At 60.1% G+C, this 18,735-nt stretch carries 16 protein-coding genes and 1 pseudogene; 6 read left to right on the plus strand and 11 right to left on the minus strand.

Annotation, left to right across the window (positions count from 1 at the left end; translation table 11 throughout):
- The 5 genes and pseudogenes from PMI35_RS29265 to PMI35_RS29245 form a co-directional block, all read right to left on the minus strand.
- A pseudogene (locus PMI35_RS29265) lies at window positions 1–246 on the minus strand (BatB protein); the annotation flags it as partial.
- On the minus strand, window positions 239–733 hold the full coding sequence (locus tag PMI35_RS29260) for a DUF4381 domain-containing protein (RefSeq protein WP_008055130.1): 495 nt from the start codon (window positions 731–733) through the stop codon (window positions 239–241). The gene PMI35_RS29260 and the pseudogene PMI35_RS29265, both read right to left, overlap by 8 nt.
- Window positions 730–1,674, minus strand: a complete 945-nt coding sequence (locus PMI35_RS29255; protein WP_008055131.1) for a DUF58 domain-containing protein — start codon at window positions 1,672–1,674, stop codon at window positions 730–732. Before PMI35_RS29255 ends, PMI35_RS29260 begins: the two co-directional genes overlap by 4 nt.
- A 5-nt stretch (window positions 1,675–1,679) precedes the next feature.
- Complete coding sequence (locus PMI35_RS29250) at window positions 1,680–2,639, minus strand: AAA family ATPase (RefSeq protein WP_008055132.1); 960 nt, start codon at window positions 2,637–2,639, stop codon at window positions 1,680–1,682.
- Between the two features lie 266 nt (window positions 2,640–2,905).
- The gene (locus tag PMI35_RS29245) at window positions 2,906–3,259 is read right to left on the minus strand and encodes a hypothetical protein (protein WP_008055133.1); all 354 of its coding nucleotides are present in this window, start codon (window positions 3,257–3,259) and stop codon (window positions 2,906–2,908) included.
- A gap of 358 nt (window positions 3,260–3,617) precedes the next feature.
- On the opposite strand from PMI35_RS29245, the gene PMI35_RS29240 reads away from it, so the two are divergent.
- Complete coding sequence (locus tag PMI35_RS29240) at window positions 3,618–5,012, plus strand: hypothetical protein (RefSeq protein WP_008055134.1); 1,395 nt, start codon at window positions 3,618–3,620, stop codon at window positions 5,010–5,012.
- A 488-nt stretch (window positions 5,013–5,500) separates the two neighbouring features.
- Window positions 5,501–10,390, plus strand: a complete 4,890-nt coding sequence (locus tag PMI35_RS29235) for an NAD-glutamate dehydrogenase (RefSeq protein WP_008055135.1) — start codon at window positions 5,501–5,503, stop codon at window positions 10,388–10,390.
- 181 nt (window positions 10,391–10,571) lie between these two features.
- Here PMI35_RS29235 and PMI35_RS29230 read toward each other — a convergent pair whose 3' ends face one another.
- From PMI35_RS29230 to pdxR, 4 genes are all read right to left on the minus strand, one after another.
- Window positions 10,572–11,282, minus strand: a complete 711-nt coding sequence (locus PMI35_RS29230) for a hypothetical protein (RefSeq protein ID WP_008055136.1) — start codon at window positions 11,280–11,282, stop codon at window positions 10,572–10,574.
- 229 nt (window positions 11,283–11,511) lie between these two features.
- Complete coding sequence (locus PMI35_RS29225; protein ID WP_008055137.1) at window positions 11,512–11,922, minus strand: cupin domain-containing protein; 411 nt, start codon at window positions 11,920–11,922, stop codon at window positions 11,512–11,514.
- 204 nt (window positions 11,923–12,126) lie between these two features.
- A complete protein-coding gene (locus PMI35_RS29220) occupies window positions 12,127–12,420 on the minus strand; it encodes an antibiotic biosynthesis monooxygenase family protein (RefSeq protein WP_008055138.1) in 294 nt (97 codons plus the stop codon).
- A 100-nt stretch (window positions 12,421–12,520) separates the two neighbouring features.
- A complete protein-coding gene (gene pdxR, locus PMI35_RS29215) occupies window positions 12,521–13,954 on the minus strand; it encodes a MocR-like pyridoxine biosynthesis transcription factor PdxR (protein ID WP_008055140.1) in 1,434 nt (477 codons plus the stop codon).
- A gap of 203 nt (window positions 13,955–14,157) precedes the next feature.
- On the opposite strand from pdxR, the gene PMI35_RS29210 reads away from it, so the two are divergent.
- The 4 genes from PMI35_RS29210 (at window position 14,158) to PMI35_RS29195 (ending at window position 16,937) form a co-directional block, all read left to right on the plus strand.
- Entirely contained in the window at window positions 14,158–14,598 is a 441-nt protein-coding gene (locus PMI35_RS29210; protein ID WP_008055141.1) for a carboxymuconolactone decarboxylase family protein, read from the plus strand.
- 73 nt (window positions 14,599–14,671) lie between these two features.
- Complete coding sequence (locus PMI35_RS29205; RefSeq protein WP_008055144.1) at window positions 14,672–15,652, plus strand: LysR family transcriptional regulator; 981 nt, start codon at window positions 14,672–14,674, stop codon at window positions 15,650–15,652.
- A 176-nt stretch (window positions 15,653–15,828) separates the two neighbouring features.
- Window positions 15,829–16,350, plus strand: a complete 522-nt coding sequence (locus PMI35_RS29200) for a GNAT family N-acetyltransferase (RefSeq protein WP_008055145.1) — start codon at window positions 15,829–15,831, stop codon at window positions 16,348–16,350.
- 92 nt (window positions 16,351–16,442) lie between these two features.
- A complete protein-coding gene (locus PMI35_RS29195) occupies window positions 16,443–16,937 on the plus strand; it encodes a hypothetical protein (RefSeq protein WP_008055146.1) in 495 nt (164 codons plus the stop codon).
- 50 nt (window positions 16,938–16,987) lie between these two features.
- Here PMI35_RS29195 and PMI35_RS29190 read toward each other — a convergent pair whose 3' ends face one another.
- The gene (locus PMI35_RS29190) at window positions 16,988–17,209 is read right to left on the minus strand and encodes a hypothetical protein (RefSeq protein ID WP_008055147.1); all 222 of its coding nucleotides are present in this window, start codon (window positions 17,207–17,209) and stop codon (window positions 16,988–16,990) included.
- A complete protein-coding gene (ccoN, locus tag PMI35_RS29185) occupies window positions 17,209–18,636 on the minus strand; it encodes a cytochrome-c oxidase, cbb3-type subunit I (protein WP_032831315.1) in 1,428 nt (475 codons plus the stop codon). The genes PMI35_RS29190 and ccoN overlap by 1 nt, the downstream gene beginning before the upstream one ends.
- Window positions 18,637–18,735: the final 99 nt, after the last annotated feature.

The following is an 18,735-nucleotide window of genomic DNA, read 5'->3' on the forward strand; positions in this document are numbered from 1 at the left end:
TGGCTCGCCGAGCCATTGCGGGCGCGCAGCGGCGCTCAGCAACAGCAACCAGAGCAGCAGGAACGGCGCCTGCTGGCGCCAGGCCGGCAGGTTGGCGCGGGCGCGGCGCCGGGCCAGGCCTTCGAGGTCACTGAGGAAACTGACCTTGAGCGCCGGTTCGCCACTGTCGGCCACCGGCAACAGCACACGCATCAACCAGGGCAGCGGCAGCAGGGCGAAGATCCACGGCCAGGCGAACTCAAACATGTTTGCGAATCCAGGTGTCGACGGCCTGGGTCAAGCCGGCGATGGCCTTGTCGTCGAGCTTGCATTCGGGCTTGTAGGCGCCTTCGACCAGCACCATCCAGCGGGTCAGGCCCGCTGCGGGGCAACGGTTGTCGAGAAACGCCAGCCATTTGCGGCCATTGAGGGTATGGCTCTGGCTGTAGGGGTAATGGTTACGGCACAGACGCTTGAGCAGGCCATTGAGCTGCTGCAGCCAGGCACCGGCGGGCGCGCCGTCGTAAGGTTTGGGCATGCGCGCCAGCTCCGCCAGTGCGGCCACGCGCACCGGGTCCAGGGGTTGTTCGACGGGTGCCTCCGGCGGCTTGCCAGGCCACAGGTGGCGCAGTTTCCACAGGCCGAAGCCAATGGCTGGTAGCAACAACAGCAGCAACCACCAACCCGGTGCCGGCGGCCAGAAAGCTACGGGGGGCGGGGAAATCAGTGGCTGCAGTTGCTCGAGACCGTTCATCGACCTTTTCCCGGCTTCTGTGGGTTGAGGTACTCACGCAGTTGCTCGACCATTTCACTTTGCGTGCTCAACGGCATCAGTAACACCCGCAGCTTCTGCGCGAGCAACTCCCAGCGGGCGATGCGGTCTTCGGCCTGGGCGCGATAGGTCTGGCGCAGGTCGAAGTTGAGCGTGTCCAGTTCCAGTTGTGCGCCACGCTCGGCGAAGCGCAACAGTCCGGCGGCGGGCAGGGCATGGTCCAGTGGATCGGACACCGGCAGCAGCAACAGGTCGCAATGGCGTGACAACAGGCTCAGCTGTTGTTCGGCGTTGCCGGACAAGGCACGTTCATCGCAGATCACGATCACCAGGCTGCCAGGGCGCAACACTTCGCGCGCGCGGCGCAAGGCAATGCCGAACGCATCGCCAGCGGGCTCGCTTTCGGTGTGCAGCGACTGGTTGACCCGTACCAGGCGGTTGAGCAACTGCAGCAGGCTCTGTTTGCTGCGCCTTGGCTTGATTTCGTAATGCTCGTTGTCGCCGAACACCAGGCCGCCAACCCGGTCGTTATGCCCCAGGGCGGCCCAGCCAATCAGGCTCGCGGCCTGGGCGGCCAGCACCGACTTGAACATCAGCCCCGAGCCGAAAAACAGGCGACGGCTTTGCTCGACCATGATGAAAATCGGCCGCTCACGCTCTTCGTGGAACAGTTTGGTGTGGGGCTCCTGGGTCCGGGCGGTGACGCGCCAGTCGATGCTGCGCACATCGTCGCCGGCCTGGTAGACCCGCACCTGATCGAAATCCACCCCACGGCCACGCAGCTTGGAATGGTGCAGGCCGATCAGCGGGCTGCGCTGGCTCGGCGTGGAAAACAGCTGCACTTCGCGCACGCGGTGGCGCATCTCGATCAGCTCGGCGAGCGTGACACGGATGCCCGGTTGGGGCGGCAGGAGGGCGTTCATCGGGCTCAAGCGACAGCTACGACGTCGAGAATCCGCTGGACCACCCGGTCCTGGTCGATACCGGCGGCTTCGGCTTCAAAGGACAGGATGATGCGGTGGCGCAGCACATCGAACAGTACCGCCTGGATGTCTTCGGGGCTGACGAAGTCGCGACCGGCCAGCCAGGCGTGGGCCCGCGCACAACGATCCAGGGCAATTGAACCGCGGGGGCTGGCGCCGTAGGCGATCCATTCGGCCATTTCCGGATCGAACTTGGCCGGGTTGCGCGTGGCCATGACCAGTTGCACCAGGTATTCCTCCACGGCGTCGGCCATGTACAGCCCGAGAATCTCCTTGCGTGCGGCGAAGATCGCCTGCTGGCTGACCCGGCGCTCGGGCTTGGTTTCGCCGTTCAAGGCTTCGCCACGGGCCTGTTGCAGGATACGGCGTTCGACGGCCGCGTCCGGAAAACCGATTTTCACGTGCATCAGGAAGCGGTCCAGCTGCGCTTCCGGTAGCGGGTAGGTGCCTTCCTGCTCGATCGGGTTTTGCGTGGCCATCACCAGGAACAATGGCGAAAGCTCATAGGTGCTGCGTCCGACACTGACCTGACGCTCACCCATGGCTTCGAGCAGCGCCGACTGGACCTTTGCCGGGGCGCGGTTGATTTCGTCCGCCAGCACCAGATTATGGAAGATCGGGCCTTGCTGGAACACGAAGCTGCCGGTTTCCGGGCGATAGATCTCGGTACCGGTGATGTCGGCGGGCAACAGGTCGGGGGTGAACTGGATGCGATGGAACTGCGCTTCGATGCCTTCGGCAAGTTCTTTGATGGCCTTGGTCTTGGCCAGGCCAGGAGCCCCCTCGACCAGCATGTGGCCGTCGGCAAGCAGGGCGATGAGCAAGCGCTCGATGAGTTTTTCCTGGCCGAGAATCTGCGTTGAAAGAAAGGTTCGCAGCGCGAGCAGCGCTTCACGATGTTCCATCGATGACTGTTCCTGGAAAGGGTGACCTAGACGCTCGAATAACGCCAGGGCTGGGGGCGTTACTTTAATCCATCGCGGGGGGCGGCGACTAACGGCATTTTGTGCAAAGTGCGGGAAATGATTGGGGAAATTGTGGGATTTGGCTGGCGGGGAGTGATTGGGTGGCTGTGCCGACCCCATCGCGAGCAGGCTCACTCCTACAGTGACGGTGTACGCCGCTCAATTGTAGGAGTGAGCCTGCTCGCGATGAGGGCCGCTCAAACACCTCAAATCTGGCTGATAAAGGTGCCGGTACCGTCAAGGATGTTCTTCAGGGTTTCCTCAACTTCCGCCAGATCCACCATGTCCGGGTTGAAGGTGATCTCCAGCACATCATCCCCATTCAACGCATCGGCATCCGCGGCAGCGATTTCGATCTTCACCAGGGTAGGGCTTAAGGTGACTTTCACGCCGTCGAGGGTCGAAGGCTCGCCATCCAGGGTGATTTCCAGCTCGTCCTCGTCCGGGTAACGGCTCATGAGAAACATCTCACCCTTTTCGCTGTGGCAGCACAGCATGGCCATGTTGTCTTCCTCGTCGTCGCACGGGTTGACGATCAAGAGGGCGGTGGTCATTTGCATGGGGAATTCCTGGCTCGGCGAGCGTGATGAACGTGACAAAAAAAGCAATTCTGCCAGCCCGTGGGAATTTCTGCTGCCTCAGGTGCTGGAGCGACGGGAAAAAACCGATTTCCATTATCAGTCTGATGTATCGAGAGGCCGATAAAATTCGACTTTGTGAATGGTGAAAGGTGCTTCTCACAGACTTTTCCTAACATGCCCTAGGAAATTTCCGAGCCCGTCGCAGGACGTTTGCAAGAGCCAAAAATAACGCTCTGCCCACCGGTTTTTTACTTGTATTGGCGTCATTCAATCCCTTAGCGTGATCGCCCAGACGCAAAGGATTGCGCAGTCAATCATGAAAAAAGGACCTCTTTCGATGAGTCAGTATTTCGAATGGGCGGATGAGATCAAGCACCTGTCCGAGGAACAAATCGAGCAACTGTACCAGCGGTATCTGGACGGTGAAAAAAGTGCCGATCTGAAAATCGAGTTCAACATTGCGCCTGAAGTGCGCAGTCTGTTGAAAATATTGCCGCCGATTATCAGCAAGGACCTGACTTGCCCGTACTGCGACCTGCCCATGTGGGTGCGCCGGCACGCCAAGGGTACCCCTGTCTCAATTCGTAACCATTTCAAGTGCGTACGTTGCGAGCACTATCACCATGAGCCCGGCCACTATGGGCGAAACAAGCCCTGTACTTGCAATGAGTGCTACAAGCTGCGCCAGCAGGAAATCGCCGCCCGGGCGCAACGCGATCGTCTCGAGCTGGAGAAACGCTACGCAACGTCACGTCCGTCGGTGCCTTATGCGTCGCTGGGTTTCGTCCAGAAACTGACATTGCTCGCCTTGCTGGACGACGGCCATGTCGCTGGCGCCGAGCGCATTGCCTCGCTCGACGCCGGGTTGCGCAGCGAACCGTTGGCGCCCACCGATGAGGCCTGTGAAGCGCTGGTGAGGAACCTGTACGATGCCGGCGTGCTGAACGTCGATCTGGATGGCGACATCAAGGCCTTCGATCGAGCGGCCGGCTACCTGATCAAAGACTTTTCCTGCGTGAGCTGGCTACCCAATGTCGCGCTGGAAACCGGCGTACGCAGCACTCGCGACGCCCTGTACCAGGCGTTGTATCAGGAACTGTCCGGCAGTGTTCAGCCGTCCTGGAAAAGCGAGCTGTATGCCTTGATGTTGAGCCTGGCCCGGGACGAGTCGATTCAGTACATCCAGGTACTGGCCAGCGAAGTGAGCTTTGTGTTCAGTGCCCGAGGGCGTTCCGAAACCGTTGTCGGCCAGCTTCTGCAGGACTTCTCGGTGAGCCATGTCTACTACTTTGCGCGATTGGCGGTGAAGAATGCCGCGCATTTTTATGCCACCGGCAACTCCAAGGGCCGAAACCACGCTTGCAACACCATCCCGGGCAACATGTTGGGCACGGCTCAGGATGCCAAGGCGCGAAACTGGCGCAAAACCGCCTATCGCGATTCGCGAGTGCCGCAGTCGTCCTTGCATCGAATCCTGTACGACGTGGTGCTGAAGGACAGCGGGGCCGGTTTTTCCAAGTCTCCCGGCCTCTACTGGCGTGATGAACTGGTGCCACGGTTTTTTTCCGGCGATGCCTGTGGGGCGGACCTGACCGGGCATCTGCAGCTGTTCTGCCGCGAGTGTGAATCGAGTAACGTCGATGCCAGCATGGACCGGATGACGATTCAAATGCTCTGTTACGACTGCGCGACAGTGAGCAAATTTCAGGCGATCGAAGACTTGATCGACTGAACTGGTCAAGGTTTTTTCAACGCGCCCAATAGCGTCCATGGTCGGTTCGGCGATCATGGATGCTGTCAATTTCTGGTTGAGGCGTGGCGCAGGCGTGCTGGTCGATCGCGCTGGCACGAATATCCTGCAAAAAACGTGCACTCAGCCCCGAAATCGACTCCGACTGCTAGTGTTGTTCAGTGTGCGCCTGCAGAGCAGCGTACCGTTGACCGAATATGTCGCAGCACCGCAAGCATGGGCCTTGCCGCACTCGTTAAGCTGCGCAACGGATGAGCACCCGTAAAGGCATTGCGTTGCCCGCAGCCCAGTCGCTTTTGCAGATGCCCATTCACGGAAGGTGAATGTGACCCGAGTGTCTCGTTTAGCTTCACCCACCTGTCACCCTGTTTCCTCTGCCCGAGAATCAGGAACAGGGTGACGGGTAGCCCCTGACAGGGGTTTTGCACGCGACGCTTCCATCAATAACAAGCCCAAGCGGAGTACCACAGATGGCGTTCTTCACCGCAGCCAGCAAAGCCGACTTCCAGCACCAACTGCAAGCGGCACTGGCGCAGCACATCAGTGAACAGGCACTGCCACAAGTGGCGCTGTTCGCTGAACAATTCTTCGGCATCATTTCCCTGGATGAACTGACCCAACGTCGGTTGTCTGACCTCGCTGGCTGTACCCTTTCTGCGTGGCGCCTGCTTGAGCGCTTCGATCATGCGCAACCGCAAGTGCGCGTCTACAACCCCGATTACGAACGCCACGGCTGGCAGTCGACCCACACCGCGGTCGAAGTGCTGCACCACGACCTGCCGTTCCTGGTGGACTCGGTGCGTACCGAGCTGAACCGTCGCGGCTACAGCATCCACACCCTGCAAACCACCGTGCTGAGCGTGCGTCGCGGCAGCAAGGGCGAGTTGCTGGAAATCCTGCCTAAAGGCACCCAGGGCGACGACGTGCTGCAAGAGTCGTTGATGTACCTGGAAATCGACCGTTGCGCCAACACCGCCGAACTGAATGTGCTGACCCGGGAACTGGAGCAGGTGCTGGGTGAAGTGCGCGTCGCGGTCAGCGACTTCGAACCGATGAAAGCCAAGGTCCAGGAAATCCTCACCCACCTGGACAACAGCCAGTTCGCCATCGATGCCGACGAAAAGAGCGAAATCAAGGGTTTCCTCGAATGGCTGGTGGGCAACCATTTCACCTTCCTGGGCTACGAAGAGTTCGTGGTCAGCGATGAAGCCGATGGCGGCCACATCGTCTATGACAAGGACTCCTTCCTCGGCCTGACCAAACTGCTGCGCGCCGGCCTGACCTACGATGACCTGCGCATCGAAGACTACGCCGTGAACTACCTGCGCGAACCGACCCTGCTGTCGTTCGCCAAGGCCGCGCACCCAAGCCGTGTACACCGCCCGGCTTACCCGGACTACGTGTCGATCCGTGAAATCGATGCCAACGGCAAGGTCATCAAGGAATGCCGCTTCATGGGCCTGTATACCTCCTCGGTGTACGGCGAGAGCGTGCGGGTCATCCCGTACATCCGCCGCAAGGTCGCGGAAATCGAACGCCGTTCGGGCTTCCAGGCCAAGGCTCACCTGGGCAAGGAACTGGCGCAGGTGCTTGAAGTGCTGCCGCGCGACGATCTGTTCCAGACCCCGGTGGACGAGCTGTTCAGCACCGTGATGTCGATCGTGCAGATCCAGGAACGCAACAAGATCCGCGTGTTCCTGCGCAAGGATCCGTACGGTCGCTTCTGCTACTGCCTGGCCTACGTGCCGCGTGATATTTACTCCACCGAAGTGCGGCAGAAGATCCAGCAAGTGCTGATGGATCGCCTCAAGGCCTCGGATTGCGAGTTCTGGACGTTCTTCTCCGAGTCCGTGCTGGCCCGCGTGCAGCTTATTTTGCGCGTCGACCCGAAAAACCGCATCGACATCGACCCGCAGCAACTGGAAAACGAAGTGATCCAGGCGTGCCGCAGCTGGCAGGACGATTACTCGGCCCTGACCGTCGAAACCTTCGGCGAAGCCCATGGCACCAACGTGCTGGCCGACTTCCCGAAAGGCTTCCCGGCCGGTTACCGCGAGCGTTTCGCAGCGCATTCGGCGGTGGTCGACATGCAGCACCTGCTGAACCTCAACGAAAAAAATCCGCTGGTGATGAGCTTCTACCAGCCGCTGGGCCAGGTCGGCCAGCGTGAGTTGCATTGCAAGCTGTACCACGCCGATACCCCGTTGGCCCTGTCCGACGTCCTGCCGATCCTGGAAAACCTCGGCCTGCGCGTGCTCGGTGAGTTCCCGTACCGCCTGCGCCACAACAGTGGTCGCGAGTTCTGGATTCACGACTTCGCCTTCACCGCCGCCGAAGGCCTGGACCTGGACATCCAGCAACTCAACGACACCCTGCAGGACGCGTTCGTCCACATCGTGCGCGGCGATGCCGAAAACGATGCATTTAACCGCCTGGTACTGACCGCCGGCCTGCCATGGCGCGACGTGGCGCTGCTGCGTGCGTACGCCCGTTACCTCAAGCAGATTCGCCTGGGCTTCGACCTGGGCTACATCGCCAGCACCCTGAACAACCACACCGACATCGCCCGCGAGTTGACCCGGTTGTTCAAGACCCGTTTCTACCTGGCGCGCAAGCTCAGCAGCGACGATCTGGAGCAACGTCTGGAACATGCGATTCTGACTGCACTGGACGACGTTCAGGTACTGAACGAAGACCGCATCCTGCGTCGCTACCTGGACCTGATCAAGGCCACCCTGCGTACCAACTTCTACCAGACCGACGCCAACGGCCATAACAAGTCGTACTTCAGCTTCAAGTTCAACCCGCACCTGATTCCTGAACTGCCGAAGCCGGTGCCGAAGTTCGAAATCTTCGTTTACTCGCCGCGCGTCGAAGGCGTGCACCTGCGTTTCGGCAACGTTGCCCGTGGTGGCCTGCGCTGGTCGGACCGTGAAGAAGACTTCCGTACCGAAGTCCTGGGCCTGGTAAAAGCCCAGCAAGTGAAGAACTCGGTGATCGTGCCGGTGGGCGCCAAGGGCGGCTTCCTGCCGCGTCGCCTGCCACTGGGCGGCAGCCGGGACGAGATCGCGGCCGAGGGCATCGCCTGCTACCGCATCTTCATTTCCGGCCTGTTGGACATCACCGACAACCTCAAGGACGGCGCGCTGGTGCCACCGGCCAACGTCGTGCGTCATGACGATGATGACCCGTACCTGGTAGTTGCTGCGGACAAGGGCACCGCGACCTTCTCCGACATCGCCAACGGCATCGCCATCGACTACGGCTTCTGGCTGGGTGACGCGTTTGCGTCCGGTGGTTCGGCCGGTTACGACCACAAGAAAATGGGCATCACCGCCAAGGGCGCGTGGGTCGGCGTACAGCGCCACTTCCGCGAGCGCGGAATCAATGTCCAGGAAGACAGCATCACCGTGGTCGGTGTCGGCGACATGGCCGGTGACGTGTTCGGTAACGGCTTGTTGATGTCCGACAAGCTGCAACTGGTCGCAGCGTTCAACCACCTGCACATCTTCATTGACCCGAACCCGAACCCGGCGACCAGCTTCGCCGAGCGTCAGCGCCTGTTCGACCTGCCACGTTCGGCCTGGTCGGACTACGACACCAGCATCATGTCCGAAGGCGGCGGTATCTTCTCCCGTAGCGCCAAGAGCATCGCGATTTCCCCGCAGATGCAGGAACGCTTCGACATCCAGGCCGACAAGCTGACCCCGACCGAACTGCTGAACGCCTTGCTCAAGGCGCCGGTGGACCTGTTGTGGAACGGCGGTATCGGTACTTACGTCAAGGCCAGCAGCGAAAGCCACGCCGATGTCGGCGACAAGGCCAACGACGCACTGCGCGTGAACGGCAACGAACTGCGCTGCAAAGTGGTGGGCGAGGGCGGTAACCTCGGCATGACCCAGCTGGGTCGTGTGGAATTCGGCCTCAATGGCGGCGGTTCCAACACCGACTTCATCGACAACGCCGGTGGCGTGGATTGCTCCGACCACGAAGTGAACATCAAGATCCTGCTGAACGAAGTGGTTCAGGCCGGCGACATGACCGACAAGCAACGCAACCAGTTGCTGGCGAGCATGACCGACGAAGTCGGTGGTCTGGTGTTGGGCAACAACTACAAGCAGACCCAGGCACTGTCCCTGGCAGCCCGTCGTGCCTTGCCGCGGATTGCCGAATACAAGCGCCTGATGAACGATCTGGAAGGTCGGGGCAAGCTGGATCGCGCCATCGAGTTCCTGCCGGCTGAAGACCAGCTCAACGAGCGCGTCGCGGCGGGCCATGGCCTGACCCGTGCCGAGCTGTCGGTGCTGATCTCCTACAGCAAGATCGACCTCAAGGAGCAGCTGCTGGGCTCCCTGGTGCCGGACGACGACTACCTGACCCGCGACATGGAAACCGCTTTCCCGCCGACCCTGGTGAACAAGTTTTCCGAAGCCATGCGCCGTCACCGCCTGAAGCGCGAAATCGTCAGCACCCAGATCGCCAACGACCTGGTCAACCACATGGGCATCACCTTCGTTCAGCGACTCAAGGAGTCGACCGGCATGAGCCCGGCGAACGTGGCTGGCGCTTACGTAATCGTGCGTGACATTTTCCATCTCCCGCACTGGTTCCGTCAGATCGAAAACCTGGACTACAAGGTTTCCGCCGACGTGCAACTGGAGCTGATGGACGAGCTGATGCGTTTGGGTCGTCGTGCCACGCGCTGGTTCCTGCGTGCCCGTCGTAACGAGCAGAACGCTGCCCGTGACGTCGCGCATTTCGGTCCGCACCTGGCGGCATTGGGCCTCAAGCTCGACGAGCTGCTCAGTGGCGAGATCCGCGAAACCTGGCAGACCCGTTATCAGGCGTACGTCGCAGCCGGTGTGCCGGAGTTACTGGCGCGCATGGTGGCTGGCACCACGCACCTGTACACCCTGCTGCCGATCATCGAGGCCTCCGACGTGACCGGCCAGGACCCTGCGGACGTGGCCAAGGCCTACTTCGCCGTGGGCAGTGCGCTGGACATCACCTGGTACCTGCAACAGATCAGTGCCCTGCCGGTGGAAAACAACTGGCAGGCCTTGGCCCGTGAAGCGTTCCGCGATGACGTCGACTGGCAGCAACGTGCGATCACCATCTCGGTCCTGCAAGAGGGCAACGGCACCCAGGACGTGGAAACACGCCTGGCGTCGTGGATGGCGCAGCACGAAAGCATGATCGGGCGCTGGCGCGCCATGCTGGTGGAAATTCGTGCCGCCAGCGGTACGGACTACGCCATGTACGCGGTAGCCAACCGCGAGTTGCTGGACCTGGCGTTGAGCGGGCAAGCGGTGGTGCCTGTCACTGCCAACGCCAGCGCCGAGCTGGAACCGGCGGCCTGATCAGGCGCTGAATGAAAAAGCCCCGCATCGAGAGATGCGGGTTTTTTTTTTTCGCCGATTATTTTTGTAGCGCCTGTTCCGGCCTCTTCGCGGGCAAGCCCGCTCCCACAGGTGAGCGAGTATTTCCAAAAAAAAGCGATCCACTGTGGGAGCGGACTTGCCCGCGAAGAGGCCTTTTCAGTCAATACAACTTCTGACCCTTGTTATCGTCAAGCATCGACACTTTATCTGTCGGCTTGGACAACAAATTATTGAGCGACTGGTCAAACTTCTGCAGTGCCCTTACTTGCACATTCTGTTGCTCGTTAATGTCGGCGACAATCTCTTCGCTGCGTTTAAAGTCCGCCCAAACCGGACTTAGCGCCTTCGCGTCATGCCCTTTTGCAGTGCCAATATAACTCAGGTTCTTATCATAGAAGTCCACACTGACATTCGCTTCGACGTCCGAACTGCGCGAGGTGATCAGTTGGCTGCGGCTGTCGACGACGGCGACCACATCCGGTTTTGCCGCCTGCAGGCTCTGCATGTCCGGGTACACCGTGACCGAACCAAATTGCCGTTGCAGGGAGGCCTTGACCCAGTCCACCGCCAGATCCGGTTTTGACGTCGCCACATAGGCGTCATGGATCGACTGCACCAGCAGGCTCTGGCCGAAACCGGTGCCGGCATTGGCCTGGTAGTCTTGCAGGTAGGCACGGTTGGCCTGGGTATTGCGGCTGTAGACGATGCCAAGCGTTACATCGCTGCCGTTGGGGATGCTGGTTGCGCTGCTGCGACCTACCGGTTGCGTGAAGATACCGTCGAGCGGTGTCACCGCTGAAGGCGCCGTGGGAATCGAGCATCCGGTGATTAGAATGCTCATGGTCAATGTACTGACAAACGCAAGTTTCATGGTGTTTCTCCAGTGAAACAACTTCGGTCGGAAAGTTACAGTTGCCGCATGGGGGCGGCAGTGACTCCAGACTAAACCGTGCGCTGATTAATGAAATAGCCAATCCGTGAAGTTATACAGTGGCCAATAGTTTTGTTCGGTTTAAGTAAGGGTGGTTAATTGCCTGAGGATATAAAAACGCCCGAATCATGAGTTTGGGCGTTTTTATTTATGGCTGTGGGTTTAACCATCAGTTTTGCAAGGGGACCAACACTTTCTCGTCCGGCGACAACACCATGAATACCAACAGCTTGGCTGGTTTTGTTTTGCTGGCATTTTTCGAGACAAGATGTTCCGAGCCTGCAGGTTCGTACCAATACTCACCGGCCTTGTACGTGACCTCTTTTTCGCCCTTCACCTGGGAAGTGATCGATCCCGAAAGCACATAGGCCATGGCGGTGCCGTCATGTTTGTGCGCGATGGACGCCTGGCCTGGCTTGTAGTCGACCTCAATCATCAAGGCTTTTTTGCCCGGGGCGTTTTTCAGCATCTGGTCCTGCAACACCGTGACCTTTTCTGAAGGGTCACCGGCCTCATGGGCAAACGCCGAAGCGCAAACGGTCAAGGCAAGGGCAGCGAGAGAGCAGCGCAAAAGGTTCATGGTTCATCACCTGCAATGGTTGGTTGTCAGGGATCAATCTATTGCGCCAGAGGGGATAAACAAACAGCCAATTCTCGCGAAGGCCAGGGGACCAATGTGCGGCGGTGGAAGGCGCTGGAATGAAAAAGATCGCAGTCCCCGGAACGTTTGCAGAGGTACCCATACTCTGCAAACGCGACCAAGGACTGCGATCTTTAACCGTGTCTATCTGATCGGAAAGCTGTTGAAGTCGACGGCGTTGGCCAGCTGGCAATCGATCAGGTCGATGAAGCCTTGCACTTGGGGACTGTTGAAATGCGATTGCATCGCCGATTCCGATTGCCAGTGGGCGCTGACAGTCCAGCGATTACTGTCCTCAGGGCAGCGGTCGACCATATAGGATTCACAGCCCGGTAGTTCGCGCAGGGTGTCGACAATTTTTTGCAATTGCTTGCCCAGATCTTCCGAGCGGCCGGCGGCGGCCTGAACCTGTACGGTATTGATCACTTTGTAGGACATTGGCTCACACTCCTCATTGAGGGATAACGCCTATGCAGGATAGGCCTGCACCTGCGGACCACCAATAGCCAATCGCCGGATAAAAACGCAGACCAATCCGTCAGGCAACTTGCTGCAAAATGTCCCGGAAACGATCCAGGGCGATGTCGATGTCCAGGGTCTCGATGGCGCCAAAACCGAGGAAAAACCCCGCCTGGGGCGCTTGCTGGTAGAAAAAACTGTCGATGGCATAAAGTCCGACTTCTACTTTTTTTGCCAGCTCGATCACCAATGGCACGTCGATCGCGACCTTGCACAACACCACCATGTGAAAACCCGCTGTGGTCGGCACCGCTTCAAGCCAGGGCGCGAGATCACCGGCCATGCGCGCCAGGATCCGCTCGCGCCTGCCTGCGTAGATCGTATGGCAGCGACGAATGTGCTTGAGCAGGCAGCCTTCGGCGATGAATTTGGCCAGCGCCCATTGGGGCAGGGTGGAGGTGTGCAGGTCGGTGAGCTGCTTGGCGCGCACCACCGCCTCGAGAATCGCCGGCGGCAGGATCGCGTAACCCAGGCGCAGCTCTGGTAAAAGGGTTTTCGAGAAGGTCCCGACATAGGCAACGATCCCGCGCTCGTCCATGCTTTGCAGCGAGTCCGTGGGGCGGCCTTCGTAGCGAAACTCGCTGTCGTAGTCGTCCTCGATGATGATCGCCCCCAGTTCATGGGCGCGTGCCAGCAGCGCGGCCCGGCGCTCCTGGCTCATGGGCATGCCCAGCGGGAACTGGTGCGAGGGGGTGACATAGATCAGCCGCGTTCCGAGGGGGATTTTCTCCACCACAATGCCTTCGGCGTCCACCGGCACGCCAATCACCGTGGCGCCATGGGTGCCGAACAGCAGGCGCGCCGGCGGATAACCGGGGTCTTCCATGGCGACGATGCTGCCCGCTCGTATCAGCACCCGGGCAATCAGATCCAGCGCCTGCTGCGCGCCATTGCACACCACCACGTCCTCATCCTGGCAATTGACCCCGCGAGAAAAGGCGATGTGCTGGGCGATGGCATTGCGCAGCGCCGGCAGGCCTTCGGGCAGGCTGTAGAAACCCTTGGACCCGGCGATCTGGCGCAAGGCGTGGGACGTGCAGCGTCGCCAATCGTCCTGGGGAAACTGGCCCTTGCTGGTGGCGCCGCCAATGAAGTCGTAGCGCAGCGAGCCTTCCAGCGTCGGATGACGCAAAAATACCGGCAGGTTGCGCCAGGATTCGATCACCTCGCACCCGGCGAGCTCCGAATGGCTCTGCTTGCGCTCGATTTTCGAGACCCGGGCGTTGACGTAGGTGCCTTTGCCGATCACCCCGGTGAGGAAGTTTTCATAGGTCAGCTGGGCATAGGTATCGGAAATGGTCTTGCGCGAAATGCCCAGTTGCTCGGCCAGCAGGCGACTGGGTGGCAGTTGCGTCCCGGCGGCCAGGCGTCCCGATTCGATAGCGCTGCGCAGTTGCGTATACAACTGGCCCGCCAGGTCCTTGCGTCCGTTAATGACAACGTGTAGTTCCATACCGGCAAGGCTCCATGGCAATTGAGGCGCGTGTGCAGTGCCAGATTAACCTCAACTGGCGTTTATGCAGTAGTTGTGTGGCGCAAAAACCGCCAATTGGTCTGGGGCCCGGTGGACCACTGAAATTTCGCGCAATTGGATATGTAACGCAGCATTAACAACGGCTACCTTGGCGGCAAATCATCGTCCTATGAGGTCGCACCATGAACCCCCGCCTGGATTACTACAGTGCCTCGCCCAAGGCGATGAAAGCGATGATCGCCATGGAAGCCCTGACCAGCAGCCTGAGCATCGAGCCGGCGCTGCTGCACTTGATCAAGATCCGCGCTTCGCAGCTCAACGGCTGTGCGTTCTGCACCGACATGCACTCGGTGGACGCCCGGCGCCTGGGCGAGACCGACCGCCGCCTGTACTCCATCGTGGTCTGGCGCGACAGCAACTTTTTCAACCCGCGCGAGCGCGCCGCCCTGGCCTGGACCGAAGCGGTGACACTGCTTTCGCAGGACCACGTGCCGGACGCTGTCTACGAGCAAGCCCGAGAGCAGTTCAGCGAGGGTGAACTGGTGGACCTGACCATCGCGGTCACCACCATCAACAGCTGGAATCGACTGGCCGTGAGTTTTCGCCAGGCGCCTAGCGCCTGAGCGGCTGTCATACGTCGTTCATGCAGATTGCGCAGGATGGAACTCCCAGTGAAAGATCGACAGGGAGTCATCGATGTCATTCATGGAAACCCGGGGCGTTCAGCCTGTAGCGCAATACCCCACACCTCTCGATAAAACCACGTCCTGGCGCACCCGCGCGGCGCAGATCGATCCACTGCAGGCGCAGTGCTTCAGCGTGATCGCCCGTTGCGGCTGCTTCATGCAGGCAGCCCGCCGTCTCAACATCAAGGCAACCCGGCTGCGCAAGCAATTGGCGCAGCTGGAAAAGCAGTTGCAGTGTTCACTGTTCAGCCCTTCGGAGAACGGGCTGGTGCTCAGTCGTGACGGCCTGCAACTGCACAAGCAGCTGACCGCGTTGGCGCATGAACGCGACCTGCCGGTGATCGAGCAACCCATTGTGCGCCTGGCTGTCGCCGAGACGATCCTGCACGACATCCTCGGTCGTGATCTGGTGGCGTTGTTGCGACGCAATGCCAGTGCACGCCTGGACATCATTACCCTCGACAGCGAATTGTCCCTGCAGGCGGTCAGTGCCGACGTCGTGGTTTGGCTGGCGGGTACCGACTCGCCGCTGCCGGGCCCGAGTTTTGCCGTCAGCGAGCCGCAATGCCTGGCGCAATTCGACTACGTTCCGCACATCGCCAAGCGCTATTCACGGGTCGCCTCGCGACCCGACAGCCTCGATGACCTGGCCGACTTCATGCTGGTGCAGTGGCAGCATGATCGGCAGATCGACAGCTTTCGGCCCTGGAACGACCTGGTCGACCAGCGCCCGGCCGGGATCGTGCAGTCGCATTCCTATCCACTGATGCTGGAGATGATCCGTTGCAGCGCCTGCATCGGCCTGCTGCCCGGCTACATGAGCCACTTTGACCGTGGCTTGATCGGTTTGCCGGGGTTGTTCCAGCCGCCGATGCAGCGCCAGGTGTGGCTGGCGGTGAATGCCGAGTCAGAGGGCGAGGCGCAGGTGCAGATGATTGTCGAGTTGATCCAGAACACTTTCAGTGAGCGTCGGGACTGGTTCGAGAGCTGAGCACAGCTCAAAAAATGTGGGAGCGAGCCTGCTCGCGATAGCGGTGGGTCCGCCAACATTAATAGCGACTGATACATCGCCATCGCGAGCAGGCTCGCTCCCACATTGGTTCTCGCCATGTTTGAAGAATGCGTTGTAGAGTGGGCGGCCATGTCTGTATCAAGGATGAATCACCCATGAGCGCTACCGACGCTGTCATCACCCTCGAACGCTTCGACGAATCCCACCTCGTCGGCGTTACCGCGCTCTACAACGACCCTGCGGTCACCCGTCAAGTGTTGCAAATGCCATATCAGTCCGTCGAAGCCTGGCGCAAACGCCTGGAAGCGGACAACGTACGCTCGGTCAAACTGGTCGCGTTGCATCAGGGCGTCGTGGTCGGCGAGCTTGGCCTTGAACAGTTTTCACGTATCCGACGCAGTCATGCCGGCAGTTTTGGCATGGGCGTGGCGCCAGCCTGGCAGGGCAAGGGCGTGGGTTCGCAACTGCTGGCAGCGGCGCTGGATATTGCCGACAACTGGATGAACCTGCGGCGGGTCGAACTGAGCGTGTATGCCGACAACGAAGCCGCCATCGGCCTGTACCGCAAGTTCGGCTTCGAGACCGAAGGGCTGTTTCGCGACTATGCGGTGCGTGATGGCGGCTACGTCGATACCTTGAGCATGGCGCGTTTGCGACGCATGCCCAATAGCGATTGATCCATACCGCTCGCGCTTTTAGTCGTACGCGGGCGGCGCGCATCTGCCATGCTGAACGTCCGCAACACCGCTTCAATCAAGGGAACACCGCAATGGACGACGTACGGCAACTGGGCGAGATGCTTCGTCATTACGCAGAAAGCGAAGCGCACAAAAAGCAGCTGTTCGAGACGCAATCGGCCGAGTGGGCCAGGCGCATTGGTGAGCTATTTGACCAAATCCAGCAGTGGCTGGAGCCGGTTCTGGCGCCGAATCTGCTGGAGGTGAGCCGCGAAGCGTATGTCGCGTCCGGGCCGAGTGTTCCGGTGGAAACCTCCACCTTCAAGACTGAAAAGCTGAGCATCCTGATCGCCGGCAAACCGGTGGAGTTCGTGCCGGATGTGATGGGGGCCGGTGGGCAGATTTCCCTGGCGGTCATGGGCTTTACCGCGGCCCGCTATGGCAGTGTTTCGCTGGTGTGTATGCCGCCGTCCAATGGCTGGCAGTGGCGCAAGACCAACGGTCTTAAAGACCCGGATACCTTTGTCTTCGAGGCGGATTTTCTGGCGCAGCAGTTGCAGAGTTTGATTCCGCGCGAACGCGCTTGATCCGAGACCGCCATCGCTGGGAAGCCAGCGATGGCACTCTAAGCATCGCCTCAAATCTCGATATTCCCCCAACCCTTTGCGGGCTCTTCTGGCGCGACAGCATGTATGCGCTTGCCAGTAGCGGCTTCGACCCGCCGGGCGACCTCAGGGTCATCGGCAAACGGCATCAGGCTGGCATCGTCCAGACTTTCGGCGGTCTGGTGGCGCAGGCAGTTTTCGATGGCGAACCACAGGAACACCACCCCCAGGCTATTCAACACGAATTCAGTCATCAGGCTATCTGCGCCTCGCATTCCGCCAGCGCCACGTCGGACACCCGCACCGTCCGCCACACGTTGTAAGCCATCACCAGCATGCCAGTGAGAAACAGCACGCCACCGGCAAAGCGCACCACGAACCCCGGATGGCTGGCCTGCAAGGTTTCGACGAAGGAATAGGTCAGCGTGCCGTCATCGTTGATCGCACGCCACATCAGGCCCTGGGTGATGCCGTTGACCCACATCGAGGCGATGTACAGCACGGTGCCGATGGTCGCCAACCAGAAGTGCAGGTTCATCAGGCCTACGCTGTGCATTTGTGCGCGACCGAAGACCTTCGGCACCATGTGGTAAGTCGCGCCGAAGGTGATCATCGCCACCCAGCCGAGGGCGCCGGCGTGGACGTGGCCGATGGTCCAGTCGGTGTAGTGGGAGAGGGCGTTGACCGTCTTGATCGCCATCATCGGCCCTTCGAAGGTCGACATGCCGTAGAACGCCAGGGACAGCACGAGAAAGCGCAGGATCGGGTCGGTGCGCAACTTATGCCAGGCGCCCGAAAGCGTCATCATGCCGTTGATCATCCCGCCCCAGCTCGGCGCCAACAGGATCAGCGACATGGCCATGCCCAGCGACTGCGCCCAGTCCGGCAAGGCGGTGTAGTGCAAGTGGTGGGGGCCGGCCCAGATGTAGAGGGTGATCAGCGCCCAGAAATGCACGATCGACAAACGATAGGAATACACCGGCCGGCCCGCTTGTTTGGGCACGAAGTAATACATCATCCCGAGGAAACCGGTGGTCAGGAAAAAGCCCACGGCGTTGTGCCCGTACCACCACTGCACCATAGCGTCGGTCGCCCCCGAATACACCGGATAGGACTTGAACCAGTCCACTGGAATCGCCAGGTGATTGACCACGTGCAGCATCGCGATCACCACGATGAACGCACCGAAGAACCAGTTGCCGACATAGATGTGCCGGGTCTTGCGCTGCACCACGGTGGTGAAGAACACGATGGCGTAGGCGACCCAGACCAGGGTCATCCACACCGCGCCGGAGAACTCGATTTCGGCGTATTCCTTGGTGGTGGTGTAGCCCAGCGGCAACGTGATGAGCATCACCACGATGACCGATTGCCAGCCCCAGAACGTGAAGGCGGCGAGTTTGTCCGAGAACAGTCGCACCTGGCAGGTTCGCTGCACCGCATAGTAGCTGGCGGCGAATTGCGCGCTGCCAGCGAAACCGAAAATCACCAGGCTGGTGTGCAACGGGCGCAAGCGCCCGAACGTGGTCCAGGGCAGGTCCAGGTTCAACTGCGGCCACACCAGCTGCGAGGCGATCCACACGCCCATCGCCATCCCCACGACGCCCCAGATCACGGTTGCCACGATGAATTGGCGCACGACCTTGTAGTTATAGGCCTGTCCGGTAGTTGTTGTGCTCATGATCAATGCTTCCACGGTTGCAATGGCGGGCAACTGTAAAAACATTGGCAAATTCAAAACAGACTCAGGGAAAAGTCATTTATGCGGATCAGATCTGCA

This window comes from Pseudomonas sp. GM78 (assembly GCF_000282475.1).
Classification (GTDB): Bacteria; Pseudomonadota; Gammaproteobacteria; order Pseudomonadales; family Pseudomonadaceae; genus Aquipseudomonas.

What these genes read in the sequence shown, in the direction of transcription:
- ccoN (WP_032831315.1), bottom strand. Translation starts at nt 18,636, where the DNA reads ATGAGCACAACAACTACCGGACAGGCCTATAACTACAAGGTCGTGCGC.
- PMI35_RS29245 (WP_008055133.1), bottom strand. Translation starts at nt 3,259, where the DNA reads ATGCAAATGACCACCGCCCTCTTGATCGTCAACCCGTGCGACGACGAG.
- PMI35_RS29240 (WP_008055134.1), top strand. Translation starts at nt 3,618, where the DNA reads ATGAGTCAGTATTTCGAATGGGCGGATGAGATCAAGCACCTGTCCGAG.
- PMI35_RS29260 (WP_008055130.1), bottom strand. Translation starts at nt 733, where the DNA reads ATGAACGGTCTCGAGCAACTGCAGCCACTGATTTCCCCGCCCCCCGTA.
- PMI35_RS29195 (WP_008055146.1), top strand. Translation starts at nt 16,443, where the DNA reads ATGGACGACGTACGGCAACTGGGCGAGATGCTTCGTCATTACGCAGAA.
- PMI35_RS29220 (WP_008055138.1), bottom strand. Translation starts at nt 12,420, where the DNA reads ATGTCCTACAAAGTGATCAATACCGTACAGGTTCAGGCCGCCGCCGGC.
- PMI35_RS29205 (WP_008055144.1), top strand. Translation starts at nt 14,672, where the DNA reads ATGTCATTCATGGAAACCCGGGGCGTTCAGCCTGTAGCGCAATACCCC.
- PMI35_RS29210 (WP_008055141.1), top strand. Translation starts at nt 14,158, where the DNA reads ATGAACCCCCGCCTGGATTACTACAGTGCCTCGCCCAAGGCGATGAAA.
- PMI35_RS29235 (WP_008055135.1), top strand. Translation starts at nt 5,501, where the DNA reads ATGGCGTTCTTCACCGCAGCCAGCAAAGCCGACTTCCAGCACCAACTG.
- PMI35_RS29230 (WP_008055136.1), bottom strand. Translation starts at nt 11,282, where the DNA reads ATGAAACTTGCGTTTGTCAGTACATTGACCATGAGCATTCTAATCACC.
- PMI35_RS29250 (WP_008055132.1), bottom strand. Translation starts at nt 2,639, where the DNA reads ATGGAACATCGTGAAGCGCTGCTCGCGCTGCGAACCTTTCTTTCAACG.
- pdxR (WP_008055140.1), bottom strand. Translation starts at nt 13,954, where the DNA reads ATGGAACTACACGTTGTCATTAACGGACGCAAGGACCTGGCGGGCCAG.
- PMI35_RS29200 (WP_008055145.1), top strand. Translation starts at nt 15,829, where the DNA reads ATGAGCGCTACCGACGCTGTCATCACCCTCGAACGCTTCGACGAATCC.
- PMI35_RS29255 (WP_008055131.1), bottom strand. Translation starts at nt 1,674, where the DNA reads ATGAACGCCCTCCTGCCGCCCCAACCGGGCATCCGTGTCACGCTCGCC.
- PMI35_RS29225 (WP_008055137.1), bottom strand. Translation starts at nt 11,922, where the DNA reads ATGAACCTTTTGCGCTGCTCTCTCGCTGCCCTTGCCTTGACCGTTTGC.
- PMI35_RS29190 (WP_008055147.1), bottom strand. Translation starts at nt 17,209, where the DNA reads ATGACTGAATTCGTGTTGAATAGCCTGGGGGTGGTGTTCCTGTGGTTC.